Annotated in this window: 20 protein-coding genes; 11 read left to right on the forward strand and 9 right to left on the reverse strand. The window is 71.0% G+C overall.

What is annotated here, in order from left to right:
- Positions 1-13: 13 nt before the first annotated feature.
- Positions 14-1,483 carry a helix-turn-helix domain-containing protein gene (locus ACTOQ2_RS33280; protein WP_440104794.1) on the reverse strand — a complete coding sequence of 490 codons (1,470 nt, stop codon included), beginning with the start codon at positions 1,481-1,483 and terminating at the stop codon, positions 14-16.
- A gap of 435 nt (positions 1,484-1,918) precedes the next feature.
- Here ACTOQ2_RS33280 and aceA point away from each other — a divergent pair, with 435 nt between their 5' ends.
- Entirely contained in the window at positions 1,919-3,211 is a 1,293-nt protein-coding gene (gene aceA, locus ACTOQ2_RS33285; protein ID WP_440071573.1) for an isocitrate lyase, read from the forward strand.
- Between the two features lie 271 nt (positions 3,212-3,482).
- Here aceA and mihF read toward each other — a convergent pair whose 3' ends face one another.
- Positions 3,483-3,791, reverse strand: a complete 309-nt coding sequence (gene mihF / locus ACTOQ2_RS33290; protein WP_440071574.1) for an integration host factor, actinobacterial type — start codon at positions 3,789-3,791, stop codon at positions 3,483-3,485.
- 163 nt (positions 3,792-3,954) lie between these two features.
- Between mihF and ACTOQ2_RS33295 the strand changes: the two genes are divergently transcribed.
- Positions 3,955-4,128 (forward strand): hypothetical protein, encoded by a 174-nt coding sequence (locus tag ACTOQ2_RS33295; protein ID WP_326640877.1) that lies wholly within the window; start codon positions 3,955-3,957, stop codon positions 4,126-4,128.
- A gap of 378 nt (positions 4,129-4,506) precedes the next feature.
- Positions 4,507-4,794, forward strand: a complete 288-nt coding sequence (locus ACTOQ2_RS33300) for an HU family DNA-binding protein (RefSeq protein ID WP_344750228.1) — start codon at positions 4,507-4,509, stop codon at positions 4,792-4,794.
- A 516-nt stretch (positions 4,795-5,310) separates the two neighbouring features.
- Here ACTOQ2_RS33300 and ACTOQ2_RS33305 read toward each other — a convergent pair.
- The 4 genes from ACTOQ2_RS33305 to ACTOQ2_RS33320 form a co-directional block, all read right to left on the reverse strand.
- Positions 5,311-6,045, reverse strand: coding sequence for a DUF7873 family protein (locus ACTOQ2_RS33305; RefSeq protein WP_440071575.1), 735 nt, complete (start codon positions 6,043-6,045; stop codon positions 5,311-5,313).
- 135 nt (positions 6,046-6,180) lie between these two features.
- Entirely contained in the window at positions 6,181-6,996 is an 816-nt protein-coding gene (locus tag ACTOQ2_RS33310; protein ID WP_440071576.1) for an ABC transporter ATP-binding protein, read from the reverse strand.
- Between the two features lie 84 nt (positions 6,997-7,080).
- Positions 7,081-8,742, reverse strand: a complete 1,662-nt coding sequence (locus ACTOQ2_RS33315) for a serine/threonine-protein kinase (RefSeq protein ID WP_440104840.1) — start codon at positions 8,740-8,742, stop codon at positions 7,081-7,083.
- A gap of 251 nt (positions 8,743-8,993) precedes the next feature.
- A complete protein-coding gene (locus ACTOQ2_RS33320; protein WP_440104795.1) occupies positions 8,994-10,166 on the reverse strand; it encodes an alpha/beta hydrolase in 1,173 nt (390 codons plus the stop codon).
- Positions 10,167-10,538: 372 nt separating this feature from the next.
- Here ACTOQ2_RS33320 and ACTOQ2_RS33325 point away from each other — a divergent pair, with 372 nt between their 5' ends.
- The 5 genes from ACTOQ2_RS33325 to ACTOQ2_RS33345 all read left to right on the forward strand — a co-directional run bounded on the left by ACTOQ2_RS33325 (position 10,539) and on the right by ACTOQ2_RS33345 (position 15,668).
- On the forward strand, positions 10,539-11,225 hold the full coding sequence (locus ACTOQ2_RS33325; protein WP_440104841.1) for an ABC transporter permease: 687 nt from the start codon (positions 10,539-10,541) through the stop codon (positions 11,223-11,225).
- 75 nt (positions 11,226-11,300) lie between these two features.
- Positions 11,301-12,089, forward strand: a complete 789-nt coding sequence (locus ACTOQ2_RS33330) for an ABC transporter permease (protein WP_440071578.1) — start codon at positions 11,301-11,303, stop codon at positions 12,087-12,089.
- A 3-nt stretch (positions 12,090-12,092) separates the two neighbouring features.
- Positions 12,093-12,842 carry an ABC transporter ATP-binding protein gene (locus ACTOQ2_RS33335; RefSeq protein ID WP_440071579.1) on the forward strand — a complete coding sequence of 250 codons (750 nt, stop codon included), beginning with the start codon at positions 12,093-12,095 and terminating at the stop codon, positions 12,840-12,842.
- A gap of 481 nt (positions 12,843-13,323) precedes the next feature.
- On the forward strand, positions 13,324-14,154 hold the full coding sequence (locus tag ACTOQ2_RS33340) for a helix-turn-helix transcriptional regulator (RefSeq protein WP_440104796.1): 831 nt from the start codon (positions 13,324-13,326) through the stop codon (positions 14,152-14,154).
- Between the two features lie 11 nt (positions 14,155-14,165).
- Entirely contained in the window at positions 14,166-15,668 is a 1,503-nt protein-coding gene (locus ACTOQ2_RS33345; protein WP_440104797.1) for a sensor histidine kinase, read from the forward strand.
- A gap of 63 nt (positions 15,669-15,731) precedes the next feature.
- On the opposite strand, the gene ACTOQ2_RS33350 is transcribed toward ACTOQ2_RS33345, so the two are convergent.
- A complete protein-coding gene (locus tag ACTOQ2_RS33350; protein ID WP_440104798.1) occupies positions 15,732-16,208 on the reverse strand; it encodes a hypothetical protein in 477 nt (158 codons plus the stop codon).
- A gap of 101 nt (positions 16,209-16,309) precedes the next feature.
- Here ACTOQ2_RS33350 and ACTOQ2_RS33355 point away from each other — a divergent pair, with 101 nt between their 5' ends.
- The 3 genes from ACTOQ2_RS33355 (at position 16,310) to ACTOQ2_RS33365 (ending at position 19,371) form a co-directional block, all read left to right on the forward strand.
- The gene (locus tag ACTOQ2_RS33355; RefSeq protein ID WP_440104799.1) at positions 16,310-16,861 is read left to right on the forward strand and encodes an MFS transporter; all 552 of its coding nucleotides are present in this window, start codon (positions 16,310-16,312) and stop codon (positions 16,859-16,861) included.
- Between the two features lie 41 nt (positions 16,862-16,902).
- Positions 16,903-17,640 (forward strand): YcnI family copper-binding membrane protein, encoded by a 738-nt coding sequence (locus tag ACTOQ2_RS33360; protein ID WP_440104800.1) that lies wholly within the window; start codon positions 16,903-16,905, stop codon positions 17,638-17,640.
- A 357-nt stretch (positions 17,641-17,997) separates the two neighbouring features.
- Positions 17,998-19,371 carry an ABC transporter substrate-binding protein gene (locus tag ACTOQ2_RS33365; RefSeq protein WP_440104801.1) on the forward strand — a complete coding sequence of 458 codons (1,374 nt, stop codon included), beginning with the start codon at positions 17,998-18,000 and terminating at the stop codon, positions 19,369-19,371.
- Between the two features lie 266 nt (positions 19,372-19,637).
- On the opposite strand, the gene ACTOQ2_RS33370 is transcribed toward ACTOQ2_RS33365, so the two are convergent.
- Together ACTOQ2_RS33370 and ACTOQ2_RS33375 are read right to left on the reverse strand one after the other, a co-directional pair.
- On the reverse strand, positions 19,638-20,657 hold the full coding sequence (locus ACTOQ2_RS33370) for an ABC transporter permease (protein ID WP_440104802.1): 1,020 nt from the start codon (positions 20,655-20,657) through the stop codon (positions 19,638-19,640).
- Positions 20,644-21,702: an ATP-binding cassette domain-containing protein gene (locus tag ACTOQ2_RS33375; RefSeq protein WP_440104803.1), complete on the reverse strand. Its 1,059-nt coding sequence runs from the start codon at positions 21,700-21,702 to the stop codon at positions 20,644-20,646. Before ACTOQ2_RS33375 ends, ACTOQ2_RS33370 begins: the two co-directional genes overlap by 14 nt.
- Positions 21,703-22,033 lie beyond the last annotated feature (331 nt).

A 22,033-nucleotide genomic window follows, 5' to 3' on the forward strand; every position in this document is an offset into this window, starting at 1 on the left:
GGGATCCGCGCGTTCAGCCTGCGGCGTGGCGCTCCAGGAAGGTGTAGACGTCGGCCTCGTCCACCCCGGGGAAGGACCCGGGCGGCAGCGCGGCCAGGATGTGGGAGTTGCCGCGGGCCGAGGGCCAGGCGTACCCCTCCCAGCGCTGGGTCAGCTCGGCGGGCGGGCGGCGGCAGCAGTCGCCGGTGGGGCAGCCGGACTTGGTGCGGGTGGTGACCTCCCGGCCGCGGAACCAGCGCGACTCCCGGTACGGGACGCCCAGGGTGATGGCGAAGTCGCGCTCACGCGAGATGTCGACGTGGGCGAGACAGAAGTAGGTGCCGGTGGGCGAGTCGGAGTACTGGTAGTGGACGGAGAAGCGGTCGGGTGACAGGAAGACCTGGCGCCCCGACCACTGCAGGCACATGCGCTGGCCCTCGATCGCGCCCTGCTCGTCGGCGGGGAAGACGATGCCGTCGTTCTCGTACGCCTTGTAGATGATCCCGTCGGCGTTGTTGCGGACGAAGTGGCAGACCAGGTCCAAAAAATGGGTGGCCAGGTTGGTGAAGCGGTGCGCGGCCATCTCGTAGGAGACGGCGAACACGTCGCGCAGGTCCTCCACGCTCAGCGCGCGGTCCTTCTTGGCCTCCCGCAGGTACGGCACGGCGGCGGCCTCGGGCACCAGGATGGCGGCGGCGAAGTAGTTGGCCTCGGTCCGCTGACGCAGGAAGTCGGCGAAGTCGCGGGGCCGGTGGTGGCCGAGGGAGAGGTGGCCGAGGGTCTGCAGCAGGATCGTGCGCGGGGTGTGCATGCCGACCTGCTCGTGTTTGACGTAGATGCGTCGGTTGCGCAGGTCGGAGATGGAGCGCACGGTGCGCGGCAGGTCCTGGACCGTCTGGACGGTGTAGCCGAAGTGGCCGACCAGCGCCTGGACCGTGCTCTGCGACAGCGCGCCCGAGCGGTAGCCGACCGCGGCGAGCGCCTCGGCGGCGGCCCGCTCGATCTCGGCGAAGTAGTTGCCCTGCTCACGCTGCTTGCGGCGGAGCTCGGCGTTGGCGGCGCGGGCCTCCTCGGGGGTGGCGGTCCCCCTGGCCTGACGTGAGCGCAGCTCACCGTAGAGGCCGAGGATGTGCTCGAGCACGTCGTTGGGGACGCGCGCGGAGAGTTTCAGCCTGGCCAGGCCGAGCCCGGCGTACAGGGGGTCGCGCTGCGCCTCCTCCAGGGCCATCTCCAGCTGGGCCCGCCGGTTGGGGGCCTGCCTGCGCAGCAGCTCCTCGATCGGCACGTTGAGCGCGGCGGCCAGGGACTTCAGCAGCGACAGCTTCGGCTCGCGCTTGCCGTTCTCCAGCAGGGAGAGCTGGCTGGGCGCGCGGTTCACGCGTTCGCCCAGGTCGGAAAGGGTGAGGCCGCGCTGCTTGCGCAGGTGTCTCAGCCGCTGGCCGAACGCGATGAGATCGAGCTCCTGCGTCAAGGAAAGCGGTTCTTCACCCACCAAAGATGCCATGACCCGATGCTAAACGAAATTTCCGAGGAAATTTCATCTCCCCGCGGGCCGTTCGGGCGGATGTCGCCGCGCCCGCCCCTGAGCGCCCGCCGCGCTCGTCCCCGAGCGTCCGTCGCGCCCGCCGCCGGAGCCCGCCGGGCAGCCCGCGCGGGGGGCTCCGGTCCACCGGTGGCGATCACCGCGCCGGCCCGCCGCAGACCTCCGCCACCCCGGAAACCGGTGCGCACCTCGGCACCGGCCCGCGAACACCTGATCCCGGTACAAGAATTGGTCTAGTCCATAGAGAAAACTATTAACTTCTTCCCCTCCAAATACCGATGAGTATTGATCCCAGGAGAATAATCTCCATTCTTTCGTCCGAGTCGACCTTGTTTGACCGTTTCGTCGAGGCACACACTCGAACTAGGCACCCAGGGGACGAAAAGGAGTCGCATCATGAATGATCGCCTCAAGGGAGCCGCAGACGAGCTGCGGCGTGAGTGGGAGACCAACCCCCGCTGGAAGGGGACGACGCGGACCTACACGGCCGAGGACGTGGTCCGGCTCCGGGGCTCCGTCCAGGAGGAGCACACCCTCGCCCGGCTCGGCGCCGAGCGGCTGTGGGACCTGCTCAACACCGAGGACTACGTGCACGCCCTGGGCGCGCTGACCGGCAACCAGGCCGTGCAGCAGGTCAAGGCCGGGCTCAAGGCCATCTACCTGTCCGGCTGGCAGGTCGCCGCCGACGCCAACCTCGGCGGCCAGACCTACCCCGACCAGAGCCTCTACCCGGCCAACTCGGTTCCGGCCGTCGTGCGGCGCATCAACAACGCGCTGCTGCGCGCCGACCAGATCACCTGGTCGGAGGGCGACCGGGACGCGCCGCACTGGCTGGCGCCGATCGTGGCCGACGCCGAGGCCGGCTTCGGCGGCGTGCTGAACGCCTTCGAGCTGATGAAGGGCATGATCGCCGCAGGGGCCGCCGGGGTGCACTGGGAGGACCAGCTCGCCTCGGAGAAGAAGTGCGGCCACCTGGGCGGCAAGGTGCTCATCCCCACCGGCCAGCACATCAAGACCCTCAGCGCCGCCCGCCTCGCCGCGGACGTGCTGGGCGTGCCGACCCTGGTCATCGCGCGGACCGACGCCCAGGCCGCGACCCTGCTGACCACCGACGTCGACCCCCGCGACCAGGCGTTCACCACCGGCGACCGTACCGCGGAGGGCTTCTACCGGGTCCGCAACGGCGTGGACGCCTGCATCGCCCGCGGCCTGGCCTACGCGCCCCACTCCGACCTGCTCTGGATGGAGACCTCCACCCCGGACCTGGACGTGGCCCGCGAGTTCGCCGAGGCCGTCAAGGCCGAGTACCCCGACCAGATGCTGTCCTACAACTGCTCGCCCTCGTTCAACTGGAAGAAGCACCTGGACGACTCCACCATCGCCAAGTTCCAGCGAGAGCTCGGCCACATGGGCTACAAGTTCCAGTTCATCACGCTGGCGGGCTTCCACTCACTGAACCACTCGATGTTCGACCTCGCCCGCGGCTACGCCGAGGACGGCATGACCTCCTACGTCGAGCTCCAGGAGGCCGAGTTCGCCTCCGAGGCGCGCGGCTACACCGCCACCCGCCACCAGCGCGAGGTCGGCACCGGATACTTCGACCTGGTCAGCACGGCCATCGCGCCGGACTCCTCCACCACGGCCCTGAAGGGCTCGACGGAGGAGCAGCAGTTCGCAGAGGCTCACTGACTCTCCGGACCGGGCCCGACCGGACGCTCCCAGGGCATGGGACGGTTCCCCCCGGACGAGCCCGACGACCAGATCGACAGGCCCCGCCGCACGGGTCTCCCCCGAGTCCGTACGGCGGGGCCTCCCCGTTCCCTCGGCCCCTCCCGCGCCTCGCGCTCCGCGCACCGGCCACGGCGGCCCCTCCCGCACCCGTTCCCCACGGGTTCCCCACGGCCCGCGTCCCCGGGAGCCTCTCCCCCGGGAACGCGGGCGGCGGACGGCGGGCGGCATCTCAGCGGCCGACGGCCTCGATGAGCTTGCGGCGCTGCTGGGTACCGAGGCCTCCCAGACGGCGCGCCTCGTCCACGTCGGCCTGCGCCATCAGCTGCGCGGCCTTGACGGTCCCGACTCCGGGCAGGGCCCGCAGAGCCTGCGAGACCTTGATGCGCCTGGCGATGTCGTCCTCACGGCCAAGCAGTTGCTCCAGGCTGAGCGCGCCGGTCTTGACCTCGGCGAGAAGCTTGGCGCGAGCTGTACGGGTCTCGGCGGCCTTGACCAGGGCGGCCTGACGCTGTTCGGGGGTGAGCTTGGGCAAAGCCATGGTGTTTTCTCCCTGATGACGGTAATTCCAGCGTCCTGCTACCCAAAGCCACCAGGTTAATCATCAGAGGGCATACATATAGATCCACAGCCTCCACGCCGTGTATCACGATATGCCCGTTTGGTTACCCCGCCCTTACCCGGTTCTCCGTAGCCTCGGGCTCATGGGTATCTGGCGAAGCCCCCAGGGCATCGAGGTTGAGGCGATCGTGGTCCACGACGGCCCCTGTCTGCTGGTCACCCGCCGGATCGACGGGCGGCGGGTCCTGGTGGCGTACTGCATGAGCATCCGCGAGGTCGGAGAGCACGTCGACCTGGCGGAACTGGTCCCCGCCTAGCGAGCCCCCACGTATGCGAACGATCAACAGTCGATCATGTCCGAGTCTTGTTCGGTACGTGTGTCAACTTCCGCGACCCCTGGGGCGTCGAGTAGTCAGGGAGGCTCGATGGATGTTCTGATCGGCCTCGTTGACGAAGACCTCCTTCTGGAGCTCATCCTCGTCGAGGCACTGCACACGGAGGCGGAACGGCTGGCCGCCCAGCCCGACCGCTGAACAAGGCCGGGTGCCCGCCACCCGAAAACGGCGGGCACCCGCGCGGCACGCGCAAGACGGCCGGCCGCGCGGGGGACCCGGTCACCGCGAAGACGTCACACCCGCGCGGCGAGTGGAGAACGGGGCTCGATCCACCGGGTGGTGATGGCGTTAACTGTTCCCATGAACAAGCGCGAGCTGATCGAGAAGGCCGCCGCCGAGGCCGGGCTCACCCGGAGGCAGACGGCCGCGGCTCTCGACGCGATCCTGGGGACGATCCAGACGGCCGTGGCGGCCGAGGACAAGGTGGCGATTCCCGGGTTCGGATCCTTCGAGATGGTGCACAGGCCCGCGCGGAGCGGGCGCAACCCGCAGACCGGGGAACCGCTGGAGATCGCGGAGACCTGGACGGCGAGGTTCAAGCCCAGCCCGGGGTTCATGGGCCTGATCCGCCAGCGCAAGAAGGACTGACCACCTCGGGCCCGCGTCACCGTCCACGGGCTCCCCGCGCCGTCTCCGGCCCGCTCCGCGCCGTCCACGACGTCTCCGTCCAGGACGGGACGGATCGCAGGACCGCGGCGGGAGAGCGGCGGCGAAAAGGCGACGGCCCCCGGGGAAGTATCCATTCCCCGAGGGCCTGGAGTGCCGCCATATCGCGGCACCGGCACGTTTAAGGATCCGGGTCACTCATGATGAGGTCGCACTCTGCCGTTAAGTTATAGACGCACGTGGAGCGTCCAGCGGGACTCGAACCCGCACTCGACCATCGTCGCCCGCATCCGTTCGATCCGGCGCCTGGCGGCGAATGCTGAATCTGGAGCGAGAGCCTGAGCTTGAGCGGCTGCCTCTACCGGTTGGGCCACCCCGGCAGGTGGTGCCGGGGGAGGGATTCGAACCCCCACTGTGGCCGCGTGTCAGTCTGACGGTTTCAGTTTCAGCTTTCGCGCTTTCGCGCATCCCCGTGCTCCGACGGGGAGTCCTGTGATCTTACCCGAGCAGGTAGCCCATCACCTTCTCACCGACGCGCTGGTAGGTGATCTCGGTGCCGTTGGCCTCCTCCCGGGCGAACTTCACCGCGTTCTGGAGCCTGCCGACCCGCTCCAGGAGCTCGTTGACCCGCTTCTGCGGCACGGCCCCGGAGAAAGTGACCTTGGTCCAGAAGCCGACGACGATGTCCTCGTGGTAGACCTCGACCTGGGCGGGGTGCTTGTCGGTGGCCTCCGCCTTGACGTGGTTGCGGGGCACCTTCTTGGTCCGGGTCGTCTTGACCGGCTCGGTCCGCCAGCAGTCGGTCGACTGGTCCAGCGTCCAGGCCTCGGCGGCGTCCAGGACGGGCAGCTTGGCGATGAAGGTGTGCAGGTCGACCAGCTGCTTCTCCAGGAACAGAAGATAGGTGACGGGCACGTCCTCCAGGAGGGTGGAACCGTCGACCTTCACGTCGGCCCGCGCCGAGCAGTTGGCCCAGTCCTTGGTGGCGGTGACGTCGAACAGCCGGGTGAGCGCGGCGCCGACCTGCTTGAGCAGGTCCTCGCCCTGCACCTGGACCCGGGTCGACTCCGGGGGCAGCCGCTCGCCCTCGTCGTCGATGGGCTGGTAGGTCCGCGAGATGCCCGACAGCAGAGCGTTCTTCTGGATCGTGTGGTAAGCGTCGGTCACCTTGCGCTGGGTGTCGGACTTGACGCCCTTCTCCACGGCGAGGATCTGGTTCAGCTTGGTCGCCATGCGTGACACCGTACCGGGAAGATCACCCGCATAACACCGCTTTTTCCGCAGATCGCCCCGCGTTCCGGTCGCTCCCTCGCCGGCATGGCCCGCCCGGCCTCACGGCCGGCCGGCGCCCCGCCCGCCGCGAGACCCTCAGCCGCGCACCGCGCGGGCGGACCAGCGGCCGTCGAGGTGGTCGACGCGCAGCGGACGCCCGAAGCACTCCGACAGGTTCTCCGCGGTCAGGATCTCCGCCACCGGCCCGCCCGCCTGGACGCGGGCGTCGCGCATCAGCAGGGCGTGGGTCGTGGTGGCCGGGACCTCCTCCAGGTGGTGGGTGACGGTGACCGTGGTCAGCGCCGGGCGGGTCGCCGCCAGGTCCTCCACCGCGGTGATCAGGTCCTCGCGGGCGGGCAGGTCGAGACCGGCGAACGGCTCGTCCAGCAGCAGGATCACCGGATCGGCCATCAGCGCCCTGGCAACGCGGACACGGGCCCGCTCACCCTGGGAGCAGACGCGGAAAAGCCGGTCGGCGAGGTCCTTGCAGCCCATGTCGGCCAGCAGGTGGTGGGCGCGCTCGTGCTCGGCGGGGCCGTAGCGGTCCCAGAGCGGGGCGCTGGTCCCGGTGTGGCCGGTCAGGACGACGGTGTGCGCGGTGGCGCCCTCCTCCTCCAGCAGCTCCTCGTCGACGAGCCGCTGGCTGGCCGCGACGAGGCCGATGTGGCGGCGCAGCTCCCGCAGGTCGACCCGGCCCAGCCGCTGGCCGAGCACGGTGACGGCCCCCTCGGTGGGATGACGTACGGCGGCGGCCAGCGAGAGCAGCGTCGTCTTCCCGGCCCCGTTGGGGCCGAGGACCACCCAGTGCTCCCCGTACCCGACCCGCCAGCCGATGCCGTCCAGCAGGGTACGGCCGACCACCCGGACCCCGACGCCGCTCAGTTCCACCGCACCGGCCACAGGCCCGCCCATCGGTATCCCCCTCCGCCTCGACTCGCGGCGCTCACTTTAACCGATGCACCGATATCTCCCTGTAAATCGTCCGAAAAGGATGACTCAGCCCATCTGCATGGAGGGGCCGGGGGTGGGCTGCGGGGTGATGGTCGTCCCCGAGGGGGCGGGGGCGGTGGGCGTCGGGGACGGGCTCTCCCCGTCGCCGGTCTGCGGGATCTGGGTGAAGGAGGGCTTGGGGTCGCTCGAGGCCGTCGGGCAGTCCCCGGCCCGGCCCTTGCCCTTGCCCTTGGCGGTCGTGTCCGCGCAGTCACGCGGGTCGTCGCCGTCGTCCGGCGAGCCGCCCGAGCCACGAGGTCCCCGGGGGCGTTCCGGCAGCGGGTCCTCCCGGCCGTCGTGGCCGTCAAGGCCCGCGGTGGGCAGCGAGACGGTCCTGGTGGTGGTGATCTGGACGGTGGAGGGGGTGGTCGGCGCCGGCACCCGTGGCCGGCCGGTGGGCGGGCGGGTGCCGGCGCCGAAGACGGAGGCGGAGGGCGTGCCGTCGGCGGGAAGGACCAGCGGAACCGGCTCGGGAACGCCGGGGTCGCCGACGGGGCCGGGCCCGCCGCCACCGGTCGCGGCGGCCACGGTGACCGCCGCCATGGAGACCGTGGCCAGCGCCGCGAAACCGGCCTGCGACAGGTGCGCCCCCTTACGCGGCCCGGCCCTGCGCGACCCCCTGCCGGGGACCCTCACCGGGACCGAGGGCTCGTCGTGGAGCGACGAGGAGGGCAACGAGCGCGACAGGGACGACAGGGGCAGGGACGAGGAGTGCGGCGAGGACGGTGAGGACGGTGAGGACACGGCCGCGAGCCGGACCCTCCCGGCTCCCGGGGCGCAGGGCACCGGCGTCCAGATCTCCGCCAGCACCTCGGCGACCGCCTCGCGCAGGTCCCACGGGTCGCCCACGCCGCCCGCGGCGAGCAGCGCGCCGAGCAGGTCGGCGGCCCTGGGCCGCTCGGCGGGGTTCTTGGCCAGGGACGCCTCGACCGCCGGGCGCAGCAGCGCGGGCACCGAGGCCACCCTCGGCGGCTCGACCAGGATGCGCCGGGTCAGCACGTCCGCCTCCCCGGCGCCGAAGGGGTGGTGGCCGGAGGCCGCGTAGGCGATCAGGCAGCCCCAGGCGAAGACGTCGGAGGCGGGCAGCGCAAGCCCGCCGGTGAGCCGCTCGGGGGCGACCCAGCCGGGACTGCCCATGACCTGACCCGCCTGCGTGTGCGCGGCGAGCACGTCGACGTCCCTGGCGATACCGAAGTCGATCACTCGGGGGCCGGTGTCCGACAGAAGCACGTTGCCGGGTTTGAGGTCGCGGTGGACCAGCCCCGCCTCGTGCACCGCCACCAGTGCCGCGGCCACCCCCAGGGCGACGCCGTACGCCAGGTCGGGGGTGAGGGGGCCGTGCGCGGAGACCACCTGGGACAGCGCGGGGCCCGGGACGTACTCCGACACCAGGTAGGGACGGTCCTTGTCGGTGCCGTCCTCGATCACCGCGGCGGTGCAGAAAGGCACCACTCTCCGGGAGAATCGCACTTCTTCGGCGAAACGGGCGCGGAGCGTGGCATCGTTGAGATGCATCGGGTGCGGCGTCTTGAGCGCCACCACCCCACCCTGCGGGTGTTCGGCCAGGTAGACGATGCCCATCCCACCTACTCCGAGGCGGCCGAGCAGAAGGTAGCGGCCGATGATGACCGGGTCCCCGACGGTCAGCGGCCGCACACCGGTCGGCATGCCGTTCACGGGACCTGCTCCCCCACGTGCCATCCTCGTTGAGCCTCTCGTGCGCGGGCTACGGCAAGCACACTGTGGCGGGATTCGAGCGTCCTTCGCTCCCGACCGGTCACAAGGGATATGAGAGGTAAGGCGAATGATCCCTCGGGGTAAGGAATCCGTGGTGTTCGGGATGCCCTTGGGACGGGGCGGAACCGTGTGACCAGCGGCAAGGGCGCGCGCCGGCTCTCGGGCGCACGTCCCGGAACGCCTCAGGCGGCGGTCGAGGCGGAGCGCGCGGACGGGTTCCGCGGAGCCGGGGCGGAGGCCTCCTCGGGGGAGGGAACCGGCTGGGCGAGACCGGGGACGGCGAGGCCCGGCAGGAGAAGGTCCGGCACGGGGAGATCCGACACAGAAAGGTCCGAGGCCGAGAGGTCGGGCACCTCCAGGGCGGCCGGAGCGCGGCTCCGCTTCGAGGTGGCGCGGCCGGGCATGAGCTCCTGGGTCGCGACGAGGAAGCGGGCGATGTGCGGGTACACCTCGCGGGCCTCGGGGACGACGTCGGCGAGGATGGCGAAGACGTGCGGCATGCGGGGCCACTCCTCGTACGTGACCGGCACCCCGGCGGCACGGGCCCGCTCGGCCACCCGGCGGCCCTCGTCGCGCAGGACCTCGGTGGAGCCCGTGACGATCATCAACGGGGGCAGGCCGGTGTAGTCGCCGAGGACCGGGGAGAGCAGGGGGTCCTGGGGGTCGAGCCCCGCGGTCCAGCGGCGGGCGAGCCAGTCGACACGGCCGGCCGGGATCATCGGGTCGAGCAGCCGGTTGACCCTGCGGGGCGCGCCGGTCAGGTCCGCCCACGGGGACAGGCACACCGCGGCGGCCGGCAGCGGCATGTCCTGGTCACGGAGCGCCAGAAGGGTGGCCAGGGTGAGGTGGCCCCCGGCGGAGTCCCCGCCGAAGACGACGTCGCCGGGGCCGTAGCCGAGCTCCAGGAGACATCGGTAGGCGGCGATCGCGTCCTCGAGGGCCTCGGCCGGCCGGTGGACGGGGCCCTGGCGGTAGTCGACCGCCAGCACCGGGCGCCGGGTCGCGGCCGACAGACGCCAGGTGATCGGCCGGTGGGTCGCCGGGGAGCAGGAGAAGTAGCCTCCGCCGTGGAAGTAGAGCAGGACCTTGCCCTCGTCGAGCTCCTCCCCCGCGCGGACCCACTCCCCCGGGCACGCCCCCGCCTCGTCGGGGGTCACGCGCACGTGGACGGGCAGGCGAAACGGCACCCTGCCGGCCAGCGCGACGATGCGGGAGGCCGCGGCGAAGCCGACGTCGTTTCTCAGCAGCAGGTCGGAGATGGGCTTGAACGTGCCGCGCATGATCGCGTTGAGGGTCGCGGCCTGCCAGCTGAAGGGGTAGACCGGACTGACATCCATATCGATCTCGTCGCGCATGGGGGACCTCCACAAAAGGACATTCCCCTCAGAATGGGCTTTTATCGGCTATTGGACATATCGGAGAGATTACAACTAAGTATCACGCATGTATACATCACTCTCACGACACACCCGCACACCCAACGTCACCACCCCTCCAAGCCCGGAAACAGACCGCATCGACGACCGATCCCGCCGCACCCCGCCCCCCCGCCGCCGAAAATCCATTGCCTCCCCCCCAAGCGCCAAGGAGGATAGGAGGGTTGTCCTGACACCCTCCGGGAGGCAGCCTTCCTGCTCTACGCGCGCATCGCCGGGTACGGCTTCCGCCGCCACTCCACCTACCGCGCCGCCGCCGTCGCCGGAGCATTCACCAACACCGTCTTCGGCATCCTCCGCGCCTACGTCCTGATCGCCCTCTGGCAGGCCCGCCCCGGCCTCGCCGGGTACGACCTCGCCGACGCCGTGACCTTCTGCTTCCTCAGCCAGGCCTTCATCGGCCCCATGCAGGTCTTCGGCGGCGGCCTGGAACTCTCCGAACGCGTACGCAACGGAGACGTGGCCCTCGACCTGCTCCGCCCCGCCTCCCTGCAGATGTGGAACCTCGCCGACGACCTCGGCCGGGCCTGCTACCTCCTCCTCGGCCGCAGCCTGCCACCCACGATCGCCGGCGCCGCCCTGTTCGGCCTCGTCGTACCGGACGACCCGCTGACCTGGCTGTCCTTCATGGCCGGCCTCACCCTCGGGGTGATCGTCAGCTTCGCCCTGCGCTACCTGGTCGCACTGTCCGCCTGCTGGATCATCGACGACCGGGGAGTGCACACGATCTCACTGGTGACGACCCTCTTCTTCAGCGGCATGGTCCTGCCCCTCAACCTCTTCCCCGGCTGGCTCGGCACCCTCGCCGAAGCACTCCCCTGGTCGGCCATGGTCCAGGTCCCCGCCGACCTCTACCTCGGCAAGCGCGACATCCTGGACGCCCTGGGATTCCAGGCCATGTGGGCGGCGGCCCTGCTGGCCCTGGGAGCCCTGGCCACGAACGCGGCCCGCAGAAAGGTCGTGATCCAAGGTGGCTGACGACAACGGCCAGGACCCCTGGGACCACCGGGACCACAAACCCGCCGCACGGGAGACGGCCGCGGAAGGCACCCGATGGTGAGGACCTACCTCCTGCTGGCCTGGACCTGGCTGAGGGCCTCCGCACAGTACCCAGGACCGCTGATCATGATGACGCTGGGCTCGTTCGCGGTCAACGCACTGGACGTGGCGGCGATCTGGGTGATCTTCGAGCACACCGGATCGCTCGGCGGCTTCACCCTGGCCGAGGTGATGTTCCTGTACGGCACCGCCGGCCTGTCCTTCGCGCTGGCCGACATGCTCTTCGGCAACGTCGACCGGCTCAGCCAGCACATCAGGAGCGGCAGCTTCGACACCATGCTGATCCGCCCGGCGAGCGCGTTCACGCAGATGGCCGTCGACCGCTTCGGGGTGCACCGCTTCGGCAGGCTGGCCCAGGCGGCCGTCGTGCTCACCGTCGCCCTGCCCCAGCTCGGCCTGAGCTGGGGCAGGGTCTGGATGATCCCGCTGATGGTCGCGTGCGGGCTCGTCATCTTCACCTCGGTCTTCGCCCTCGGCGGGGCCGTGCAGTTCCTGCTGACCGACGCACCCGAGGTGGCCAACGCCTTCACCTACGGAGGCGGCACCCTCACTCAGTACCCCCTGAGCGTCTACGGCTCCGAACTCGTCAAGGGCGTCACCTTCGTCGTGCCGCTGGCGTTCGTGAACTGGCAGCCCGCGCTGTTCGTGCTCGACCGCGACGACCCCCTCGGCCTGCCGTACTGGCTCCGCTTCGCCTCGCCCCTGGCGGCCGTCCTGCTGGCCGCCGTCGCCGCCCTCGCCTGGCGGGCGGGCATCCGCCGCTACCGCTCGACGGGAAGTTGACACATGATCGAACTCGACCGGGTCGGCCGCTCGTTCACCGTGGGCCGCCGCAGGGCCAAAAAGACCGTGCACGCCGTACGGGATCTGTCGTTCACCGTGGAGGCCGGGGAGTTCGTCGGCTACCTCGGCCCCAACGGCGCGGGCAAGTCCACCACCATCAAGATGCTCACCGGCATCCTGGCGCCGACCTCGGGCAGCATCCGGGTGGCCGGGCTCGATCCGACCCGCCGCCGCGTGGCCCTGGCGCGCAGGATCGGGGTGGTGTTCGGCCAGCGGACAACCCTGTGGTGGGATCTTCCGCTGCGGGACAGTTTTGAGCTGATCCGACACCTTTACAAAGTAGATCAGCCGATTTTCCGGCGGAGACTGGCCGAGCTGACCGAGATCCTCGGCCTCGCCGACTTCATGACCACCCCGGTCCGCCAGCTCAGCCTCGGCCAGCGCATGCGCGGCGACATCACCGCCGCCCTCCTGCACGACCCCGCCGTGCTGGTGCTCGACGAGCCCACGATCGGCCTGGACGTGGTGAGCAAGGCCGCCATGCGCGACTTCCTGCGGCACCTCAACGCCGACCGGGGCACCACCGTCCTGCTCACCACCCACGACATGGGCGACATCGAGAAGCTCTGCCACCGCGTGATGCTGATCGACCACGGCAGCCTGGCCTTCGACGGCACCCTCGACGACCTGCGCGCCACCGCCCCCGAGGGGGACTCCATCGAGGAGGTGGTCGCCCGCCTCTACTCCGGCTGACCGCCGGACGTCGGGGGGCGGCACCCCGGGGCGCATCGCCGCGAGCGGCGGGGGCCGGACGGAGGGACCGACCTTGTACGCCACCCCCGCCAGAAGGTCAAGATGCCCCCCAGGAATCTCCAGCGAAGCAAGAGTGACGTTAATCACATTTCCATGATCCCGCCGGTGCGGGGTCATCCTTCACTCGCGCATGGACCCCTCTTGACCCCCCCGGACCCCCTCCATACGAAAACCCGCTTTCCAATGACCGTTCCCCCCCGCCCTTTACCACTGGAATCCCCCACGCGTAGCCGAAAATGGCAGCGGAGAGACAAAGGTAAAACGCGATCGCACAAGGTTCGACGATCATCGGCCCGGAGGGACAAACGATCGGAAAGAAACCTTAGAAAAGGCTCCCAGCAGGGCATTCGTCAAGACTGGGGAACGTTCATGGGAGTAATACTGCCACCTTGTCAAATGCGTTCTGACATACCGTAACGCTATGGACAGCGACAATCTCCTGGGTGAGTTCCTGCGCGCTCGGCGTGAACTCACCACCCCCGAACAGGTGGGGCTCCTGCCTGCCGGTTCCCGGCGGACACCGGGGCTGCGCCGGGAAGAGGTGGCGATGCTGGCCGGAGTCAGCACCGACTACTACATCCGCTTGGAGCAGGGACGGGAACGCCACCCGTCCGAGCGAGTGCTCGGCGCCCTCATGCAGGTCCTCGACCTCACCCCCGACGCCGCGGCTCACATGCACCAGCTGGCGCACCCCGGGCCGCGGCGGTCCAGAACCCCCGACCAGCCGGCCCGGGTCAAGCCGGCACTGGTACGGCTGATACGGAGCTGGCCCTACACCCCGGCGATCGTGACCGGCCGCTGGATGGACGTGCTGGCCTCGAACCAGATGGCCGACGCGCTCTACGACGGGCTGGACCACCGGGACAACCTGCTCCGGCTGATCTTCCTGAACCCCGCCTCCCGCCGGTTCTACCGCGACTGGGAGGAGTCCGCCCGCTCCAAGGTGGCCCAGCTGCGCGCCATCGCGGGCGCGGACCTCGACGACCCCTGCCTGACCGAGCTGGTCGGCGAGCTCTCGCTCAAGAGCACGGACTTCCGCCGGATGTGGGCGCGCCACGAGGTGTCCGGCGAGAACGTCGCGACCAAACGCTTCCGCCATCATGACGTCGGCGACCTGACGCTCACGTACGAGGTGTTCGGCGTCAACGGCTCTCCCGGCCAGAAACTGATCGTCTTCCAGGCCGAGCCCGGAAGCCCTTCCGCGCACGCTCTGGACCTGCTGGGCAGCCTCGCGGCGCTGACGTCACCATGAGGGGGCCGCGCATGCGCTCGATCCAAGCGCGCTACACCATCATCACGACGATGCTGTTGCTGGTCATCCTCGCCCTGGTGGGAACGAGCATCGACATGGCGATCCGCTACCGGATCCAGGAGGACGGCTTCGGCAACGCCGAGCGGGTCGCCAGCCAGTGGAGCGCGCTGGTGCGGATTGGCAACATCCCCGACCCGATCCCCGCCACCGCCCCGGTCGACCTCGTCCAACTGGTGAACGCCCACGGCGTGGTCATCAACTCCAGCAGGCAGGCCACGGGCCTGCCGCCGATCAGCACGAGCCGCCCCCCCGCCGACGACCGGTTCCAGCAGCTGACCGAGGGATCCATCATGGTCATGGCCATCCGGGTCTCTCCGGCGGCTGACTCCCCGGTGGTCTACGCGGGCCTCGAGGAGCCCGCCATCCTGCACGAGCACCACCTGGAGTACTTCATCGCCGCGGGCGTTCTCATCCTCCTGGCCCTCGCGGCCTGGATGACCTGGTGCGTCGTGGGGCGGACGCTACGCCCGGTGGCGGCGATCCGCGCGCGGATGTCCGAGATCACGGTGAGCGACCTGAGCCTGCGGGTGCCCATCCCCTCGGGCGAGGACGAGATCGCGCTGCTCGCCCGCACCGCCAACCAGACCCTGGCCCGCCTGGAGGAGGCCGTGGAGCAGCAGCGCCGTTTCGCCTCCACCGCCTCCCACGAGCTCAGGACCCCGATCGCGGGCCTGCGCGTGCAGCTGGAGGAGGCCCTCCTCTACCCCGACGACGTCGATCCGCGCGACACCATCCGGACAGCGCTGACGGCCAGCGGCCGGCTCGAGGCGATCGTCAACGACCTGCTGCAACTGGCCCGGCTGCGCGCCGCCGACCCGGCGCCGAAGGAGCTGATCGATCTCGGCGCCCTCGTGACGGAGGAGGCGGCCCAGGGCACCGGGATGCCCGTACGGGTCCAGGTGAACGCTCGCGTAACGGTCCGGGGCTCCCGGATCCAGCTGATCCGGGTGGTGAACAACCTGCTGAGCAACGCGCGGCGGCACGCCGACAGCCGCGTCGAGGTCTCCGTCGGCTTCGCGGACGGCAAGGCCGTCGTGAGCGTGGTCGACGACGGCGCCGGCATCGCGCCGGCCGACCGCGAGCGCGTCTTCGAACGCTTCACCCGCCTGGACGACGGACGTCTGCGCGACTCCGGCGGCAGCGGGCTCGGCCTCGCCATCTCCCGCGACATCGCCCACGCCCACCAGGGAACCCTGCTGATCGAGGACTCGCCGCGAGGGGCCCGGTTCGTCCTCCGGCTCCCGCTGGAGGACGCGCAGCCGCTCGGGACCGACCCGGAGGACCGGCACGCCGGCGTGAGGAAGGCCGCCCTCCCCCCCGGGAGGGCGAGCGGCAAGGAGCCCGCCCGCGAGGAGGCCGCCCGCAAGGAGAAGACCTCCCGTGATGAGGGGGACCGCGAGGAGGACCCCGGCGCGGAGGGCTCGGTCAGCTCGACCGGTCACCGCCGAAGGTGACCGCGGGGACGGTACGGGCCCGGCGGACGCGCGGTGACGGGCACGGCCCCGGCGATCCAGGGCTCAGCGGTAACCCTGGGCGTCGGACTCCTCGTACTCCTCCTCGTCGCCCCGGAACCGCGGCGCCCAGCGGGAGGGCATCAGCACCGGCAGGAACAGCAGGATGCCGAGGAGCGCGTAGACGCCGGTGGTCAGCAGCAGGCCCATGCCACGACCGGCCTGCAGGAGCACCTCGTGGAAGGTCGGATCGTCGGGGACCAGGCCCATGGCTCGCCTGACGTCCAGGGCGTAGACCACGGTCCAGGCGAGCAGGACCATCGACGGGACGAAGGTCGCCAGCGGGGAGACGCGACCGGCGACCACCAGGCCGACCAGGAGACCGATCCCGGCCATCACCCCGAGGGCGATCCAGGTCTTCGAACCGCTCTCCGCGGGGAGGGGCACCAGGCTCGCCCCCGCCTCCTGCACGGCCCAGCCCGCGCCGAAGAGAAGCACGGCCGCCACGACCAGCCCGACAAGCACCCCAACGACGTGCCGCATCGCCACCACCTCGGCTCGGGACCGATCACGGTCGCGGCAACCATAGCGACAAAAACTCCAGAACGGCAGACATCCCACGGCGTGAGAACATATGGGTCACCATGCGCGCCCGCCTCCCGTTACGCCTCATGCGCGCGGCCACCTTCTCGGCCGTCTGCCTGGCACTCGCCGTCCTCGGCCACGTGGCCGCGGGCGGTTCCTGGCCGCGGCCGTGGGTGGTGGCCGCGGCAGGAGCGGCGGTCATGGCGACGGCCGCGCTGCTCGCCGGGCGCGAGCGGTCGATGGTGACGATCAGCGCCGGGCTCGCCACCCTGCAGTTGTCGCTGCACGAGCTGTTCGCGCTCGGTGGCGTCGAGGGGATCCCGCCCCCGCATCCGCACGTCAGGGGGCTGGGCGAGAGCCTCGGCATGCTCGTCGCGCACCTCACCGCCACCTTGATCACCGGATGGTGGCTGGCCCGCGGCGAGAGCGCCCTGTGGGTGCTGCTCCGCTCGGCCGGTCGCCGCCTCGGCGCCATGTTCCCGCTGCTGCGGCCCCCCGCCGCCGTCGCCCGCCCGCCGGGTCCCGCGTACGTCCCGGCCGCGCCCGTTCCCGCGCGTACCGTCCTCCGTCACTCCGTCAGCCGGCGCGGTCCTCCGCTTCCCGCCGCCTGACCCGACCCCGGAAAACCCGAAAACCCCAAGTGGAGAACCCCGTGTCGCTCACGCACGCCTGCCGCCGCCTGGCCGCCGTCACCGCCGGTGCCGCCGCCATCACCCTCGGTCTCGCCCTTCCCGCCCTCGCGCACGTCACCATCAATCCCGGCAGCGCCCAGCAGGGCGGCTTCACCAAGGTCGCCTTCCGGGTCCCGAACGAGCGCGACGACGCCTCGACGACCAAGCTGGAGGTGACCTTCCCCACCGACCACCCGCTGGCCTTCGTCTCGGTCAAGCCGGTGCCGGGCTGGGACGTCAAGGTGGTCGAGGGCAAGCTGCCCAAGCCGATCACCACCGAGTACGGCGAGCTCACCGAGGCGGTCACGAAGGTCACCTGGTCGGGCGGGAAGATCGACCCCGGCCAGTTCCAGGAGTTCGAGGTGTCCATGGGCGCGCTGCCCACCGACACCGACCAGCTCGTCTTCCCCGCCACCCAGACCTACAGCGGCGGCGAGGTCGTCAAGTGGGCGGACGAGCCCAAGGCTGACGGCTCCGAGCCCGAGCGCCCGGCCCCGACGTTGAAGCTCACCCCCGCCTCCGCCGGGGGAGACGGCCACGGCGCCTCCGCCACCCCCTCGGCCACGGCCCCGGCGGTGTCGGCGCCGTCGGTGGCCCCCGTCGCCGCCTCGGAGAGCTCGGACGGCACCGCCCGCCTGCTCGGCGGGGCCGGGCTGGTGCTCGGGCTCGCCGGGCTCGTGGTCGCGGCGTTCGGCCTGCGCCGGGGCCGCGCCTCCTGATCGCCTCCTGATCGCCTCCCGACCGGCTTCCGGTCTCCTTCAGAGCGCGGGGCGGCCCCGGGAAACCTCCTTTCCCGGGGCCGTTCCGCGTTTTCCTTCACCGGCCGCGGCCGCCCGCCTCTCGGGAGGGCGCCGCGGCACGCGCCTCCCGGTCTTTCACGGCGGCGGCGCCGGCCCGTCACCGTGCCGTAAAGCGGGGCGGCGGGCCGCGCGTTCCGGAAATGTTTGCAGCTCAGGGCAGCGTTCTACCGTTATGTCCGTCACATCGCTTCCCTTACGCCAGCCCATCGTCTCCCCCTCCCGCGGCACGGCCCGTTCCGTCGGCCGAAGCCGCAGGGCAACGTTCTCCCGCCCCTCATGGAGGTCCTCGTCATGCGGCACAGCATGCGCGCCACAGCGCTCGCCGCGCTCTCCATCGTCCTGCTCGCCCTGGCGGCCTGCGGCGTGCCGCCCCGCCACCCCTCGCAGTCTCCGCCACCCGAGATCAGATCCGCCGACATCGAGAGGGCCCTGCGGACCGAGACCACGCTGACGTTCTGGTCGTGGGTGCCCAACCTTCAAAAAACGGTGGCGCTGTTCCAGCGGAAGTACCCCAAGATCAAGATAAATCTGGTCAACGCCGGCCGATCCAGAGGCGAGTACGCCAGGCTCCGGGCGGCGCTGAAGACCGGCATCGGCATTCCCGACGTGGCGCAGATCGAATACTTCGCGCTGCCCCGCTTCGCGTTCTCCGGAGTCGTGACCGATCTCAACCCTTACGGCGCCGAAAAGCTGGCGAAGGAGTTCAGTCCCTCGGCCTGGGACCAGGTGGACCTCAACGGCAGCGTCTACGCGATCCCCCAGGACACCGGCCCGATGACCATGATCTACCGAAAGGACGTCTTCGACCGGCTCGGCCTGACGCCGCCGAAGACCTGGGGGGAGTTCGTGGCGGTCGCCGAGAAGATCAGGAAGAGGGACCCCCGCGTCTTCGTCACCAGCGTCGATCCGACCGACTCCGGCATCACCGACAGCCTGATCTGGCAGGCGGGCGGGCGGCCGTTCGGCATCGAGAACGCCACGACCCTCCGGATCGACCTGCAGGACAGGGGGACCAGGCGATGGGCGAGACTGTGGACCAGACTGACGCGGGAGAAGCTCGTCGAACCTGCCGTGACCTGGAGCGACGCGTGGTGGAAGAGCATGGCGAGCGGCAGGTACGCGCTGTGGATAACGGGCGCCTGGGCACCCGGCGTCATCGAGGGCGCGATCCCGCGGACCAAAGGCCGGTGGCGCGCCGCGCCCATCCCGCGCTGGGACGCCGGGAAACCGGTCAACGCGGAGAACGGCGGTTCCGGCGTGTCCGTGCTCTCGACGAGCAAGCACCGGCTCGCAGCCTTCGGGTTCGCCCGGTGGCTGAACTCCGATCCCGAGGCGGTCAGGTCACTGAACACCGTCTCCGGGGTGTTCCCCGCGACGACCGGCCTGCTGAGGAGCAAGGAGTTCCTCGACCTCGAGATCCCGATCCTGGGGGGTCAGCGGGCGAACAGGCTGTTCAGCAAGGGCTCCACGCAGGTGGCGAAGGGCTGGCAGTACCTGCCGTTCCAGCTCTACGCCAACGGCCTCTTCGGCGACAGCGTGGGACGGTCGCTATCGAACGCCACCGACCTCGACATCGGGCTGAGGGCCTGGCAGCTGCAGCTCAGCGCCCATGCGCGGCGGCAGGGCTTCAAGGTCTCCGCCGGCGAATGAGTCCTCTCATCGCCTCTTTCCTGTTCGGAGACAGCGCGAGAAGCAGGGACGGCTGTCCGGAACCCCTGCGTCGCGCGGTTCCGGACAGCCGGGGCACGGAAAGCCAGGGCGCGGAAAGCCGGCCGTCCGGCTCCCTGGACGCCCGGCACTCCCGCCGCATGACTCGGCGCGACCCCCGCACGCCCGCACCCCACGGGACGCGGGGGCCGGCGAAGGGCGAAGGCCGGGACGAGGCCAGGACAGGACGGGGAAGGCGTGCGGTGGGGTCAGGCGGTGATGTCCTTGCCGGTGAAGCGCGCCCAGGCGACGGAGCCGAAGACGACGACATAGGCGGCGAAGACCAGCAGCCCCTGCCCCATCTCGCCGGTCGCCACCGGATCCCGCAGAACCCCGTCAAAGCCGTTCCACCAGTCGGTGAGCAGGTACGGCCGGATCACCGACAGCTGCGGGATGACTCCCAGCACCTGGGCCACGATGACGACGACCACGGTCGAGGCGATGGCCCCGACGGACACCTCGGTCAGGGTCGACAGGGCCAGCGCGATGGCGGCCAGCGCGGCCATGCCCGCGGTGACGTACAGCACGACGACGCCGATTCGCAGCACGCCGTCGAGGAAGGGGATCGTCCCTCCCGACAGCAGCGTGATCGGACCGGCGGGGAACAGCAGCAGGCCGGTGAGCAGCGCGGACAGCGCCACGGCGGTGACGGCGGCCAGGCAGAAGAAGATCACGCCGACGTACTTGACGGCCAGCAGGCGGCTCCGGCCGGCCGGGGCCGCGAGCAGGTAGCGCAACGTGCCGATGCCCGCCTCCCCGGCGATCGAGTCTCCGGCGACGACGGCGACGGTGACCGGCAGCAGCAACTGCACCAGGACCGAGAGCGCGGCGAAGGTGAGGAACAGCCCGTTGCCGGTGACCTGCTCGAAGATCGCCGACCCGCCACCGGGCCCACCGGGCCCGTCGCCCACGGATCCGCTGAAGGTCAGCAGCGTGATCCCGATCAGCGCCGGGATCACGGCGAGCACCGCGAGCATGGCGAGGTTCCTCGGCCGCCGGAAGATCAGGCCGACCTCCGAGCCGAGCAGCCGCAACCACGCCCGGGGGGCGCCCACCGCCCGCCCGGCGGGGGCCGGGCCCCCGGAGACGTGCCCGCCGCCCGCGAGGCCCGTTTCCGGCGTAAGGGCCGTTTCCGGCGCGAGGCCCGCACCCGTGGCGGGCTCCCCGCCGGGAGTGGCGCGTGTGGCGTTCTCGGTGGACACGGCTTCCTTCCCGCTAACCGTCGACATCGAATCCCTCCCCGGTCAGGCCCACGAACATGTCCTCAAGGCTGGGCCGCTGGACGGCCAGGCCGCGGACGGCGACGCCGCCCGCGACCAGGGCGGCGCACACCCGCTCCGGCACGTCGGTGCCCAGCGCGGCGCTGACGTCGCCGTCGCCGAGACGGATCTCCGACAGGCCGAGTCCGGCCAGCACGGCCGCCGCCTCGACGGTGTCGGGGGTCTCCACCCGGATCCTGACCGTCTCCCCCGCGCGCAACTCGGCGATGGATCCCTGGGCGACGAGCCGCCCGGTCCGCATGACGGCGATGTGGGAGCACATCTGCTCCACCTCGGCCAGCAGGTGGGAGGAGACGAACACCGTCGTCCCCTCGGCTGCGATCTCCTTGACCAGGCCGCGCACCTCGCGGGTGCCCTGCGGGTCCAGGCCGTTGGTCGGCTCGTCGAGGATCAGCAGTTCCCTCGGGCCGAGCAGCGCGGCGGCGATGGCCAGCCGCTGGCGCATGCCGAGCGAGTAGGCCCGGTAGCGCTTGCGGGCCGCGGCGGCCAGGCCCACCCGCTCCAGCGCGTACCCGATCCTGGCCGTGACGGTGCGCGGGTCGGCCGAGGGGTCGGCGGCGTCGTAGCGGCGCAGGTTGGCCTCGCCCGACAGGTAGGGGTAGAAGGCCGGCCCCTCGACCAGGGCACCCACCCTGGGCAGCACGCCGCCCGCCCCGCCGGGCATCGGCGTGCCGAGCAGTTGCCAGTCCCCCGCCGTCGGGGTCACCAGGCCGAGCAGCATGCGGATCGTGGTGGTCTTGCCCGAGCCGTTGGGACCGAGGAAGCCGAACACCGACCCGCCGGGGACGGCCAGGTCGAGGGCGTCCACGGCCACCTGGCCACCCCCGAAGCGCTTGGTCAGCCCGCTGGTGACGATGGCGAACTCCCCGCCGGAGGGGCTCGGGGCCGGTCTCTCGCCGGTCAGCACGGCGCTCCCGCCCGCCGGGTCCTCCCGGACCTCGCCGGTCGGGTTCTCCCCGCTCCCGCTGTTCCTCACGTTCTGGACGATCGGCACTTCTTCTCCACTGCTCGTCGGTTCCGGGGCGGCCGCGCGGCCGTCCCGGTCAGGGCTCGCGCCCCGGATGTTCACGAGCGCCCCCGAGCGCCCGTGAAGCGGCTGATACGTCGTATGCGCTGGATTTCCGGAACGTCGTACGTGGCCCGGACGGCCTCCCCGATTCGCGCCACCGGACCCTGGCCGGGAGCCCTGGCCGGGAGCCCTGGCCGGGAGCCCTGGCCGGGAGCCCTGGCCGGGAGCCCTGGCCGGGAGCCCTGGCCGGGAGCCCTGGCCGGGAGCCCTGGCCGGGAGCCCTGGCCGGGAGCCCGACGCCGCCCTGTGCGGGGGC

This window comes from Streptosporangium sp. H16, assembly GCF_051918855.1.
Lineage (GTDB): Bacteria > Actinomycetota > Actinomycetes > Streptosporangiales > Streptosporangiaceae > Streptosporangium.

Excerpts from the sequence above, each read along its gene's own strand:
- ACTOQ2_RS33330 (WP_440071578.1), top strand. The coding sequence starts at position 11,301 with ATGGTGAGGACCTACCTCCTGCTGGCCTGGACCTGGCTGAGGGCCTCC.
- ACTOQ2_RS33280 (WP_440104794.1), bottom strand. The coding sequence starts at position 1,483 with ATGGCATCTTTGGTGGGTGAAGAACCGCTTTCCTTGACGCAGGAGCTC.
- ACTOQ2_RS33295 (WP_326640877.1), top strand. The coding sequence starts at position 3,955 with ATGGGTATCTGGCGAAGCCCCCAGGGCATCGAGGTTGAGGCGATCGTG.
- ACTOQ2_RS33310 (WP_440071576.1), bottom strand. The coding sequence starts at position 6,996 with ATGGGCGGGCCTGTGGCCGGTGCGGTGGAACTGAGCGGCGTCGGGGTC.
- mihF (WP_440071574.1), bottom strand. The coding sequence starts at position 3,791 with ATGGCTTTGCCCAAGCTCACCCCCGAACAGCGTCAGGCCGCCCTGGTC.
- ACTOQ2_RS33355 (WP_440104799.1), top strand. The coding sequence starts at position 16,310 with ATGCGCGCCCGCCTCCCGTTACGCCTCATGCGCGCGGCCACCTTCTCG.
- ACTOQ2_RS33340 (WP_440104796.1), top strand. The coding sequence starts at position 13,324 with ATGGACAGCGACAATCTCCTGGGTGAGTTCCTGCGCGCTCGGCGTGAA.
- ACTOQ2_RS33300 (WP_344750228.1), top strand. The coding sequence starts at position 4,507 with ATGAACAAGCGCGAGCTGATCGAGAAGGCCGCCGCCGAGGCCGGGCTC.
- aceA (WP_440071573.1), top strand. The coding sequence starts at position 1,919 with ATGAATGATCGCCTCAAGGGAGCCGCAGACGAGCTGCGGCGTGAGTGG.
- ACTOQ2_RS33345 (WP_440104797.1), top strand. The coding sequence starts at position 14,166 with ATGCGCTCGATCCAAGCGCGCTACACCATCATCACGACGATGCTGTTG.
- ACTOQ2_RS33315 (WP_440104840.1), bottom strand. The coding sequence starts at position 8,742 with ATGCCGACCGGTGTGCGGCCGCTGACCGTCGGGGACCCGGTCATCATC.
- ACTOQ2_RS33305 (WP_440071575.1), bottom strand. The coding sequence starts at position 6,045 with ATGGCGACCAAGCTGAACCAGATCCTCGCCGTGGAGAAGGGCGTCAAG.
- ACTOQ2_RS33370 (WP_440104802.1), bottom strand. The coding sequence starts at position 20,657 with ATGTCGACGGTTAGCGGGAAGGAAGCCGTGTCCACCGAGAACGCCACA.
- ACTOQ2_RS33335 (WP_440071579.1), top strand. The coding sequence starts at position 12,093 with ATGATCGAACTCGACCGGGTCGGCCGCTCGTTCACCGTGGGCCGCCGC.
- ACTOQ2_RS33365 (WP_440104801.1), top strand. The coding sequence starts at position 17,998 with ATGGAGGTCCTCGTCATGCGGCACAGCATGCGCGCCACAGCGCTCGCC.
- ACTOQ2_RS33350 (WP_440104798.1), bottom strand. The coding sequence starts at position 16,208 with ATGCGGCACGTCGTTGGGGTGCTTGTCGGGCTGGTCGTGGCGGCCGTG.
- ACTOQ2_RS33320 (WP_440104795.1), bottom strand. The coding sequence starts at position 10,166 with ATGCGCGACGAGATCGATATGGATGTCAGTCCGGTCTACCCCTTCAGC.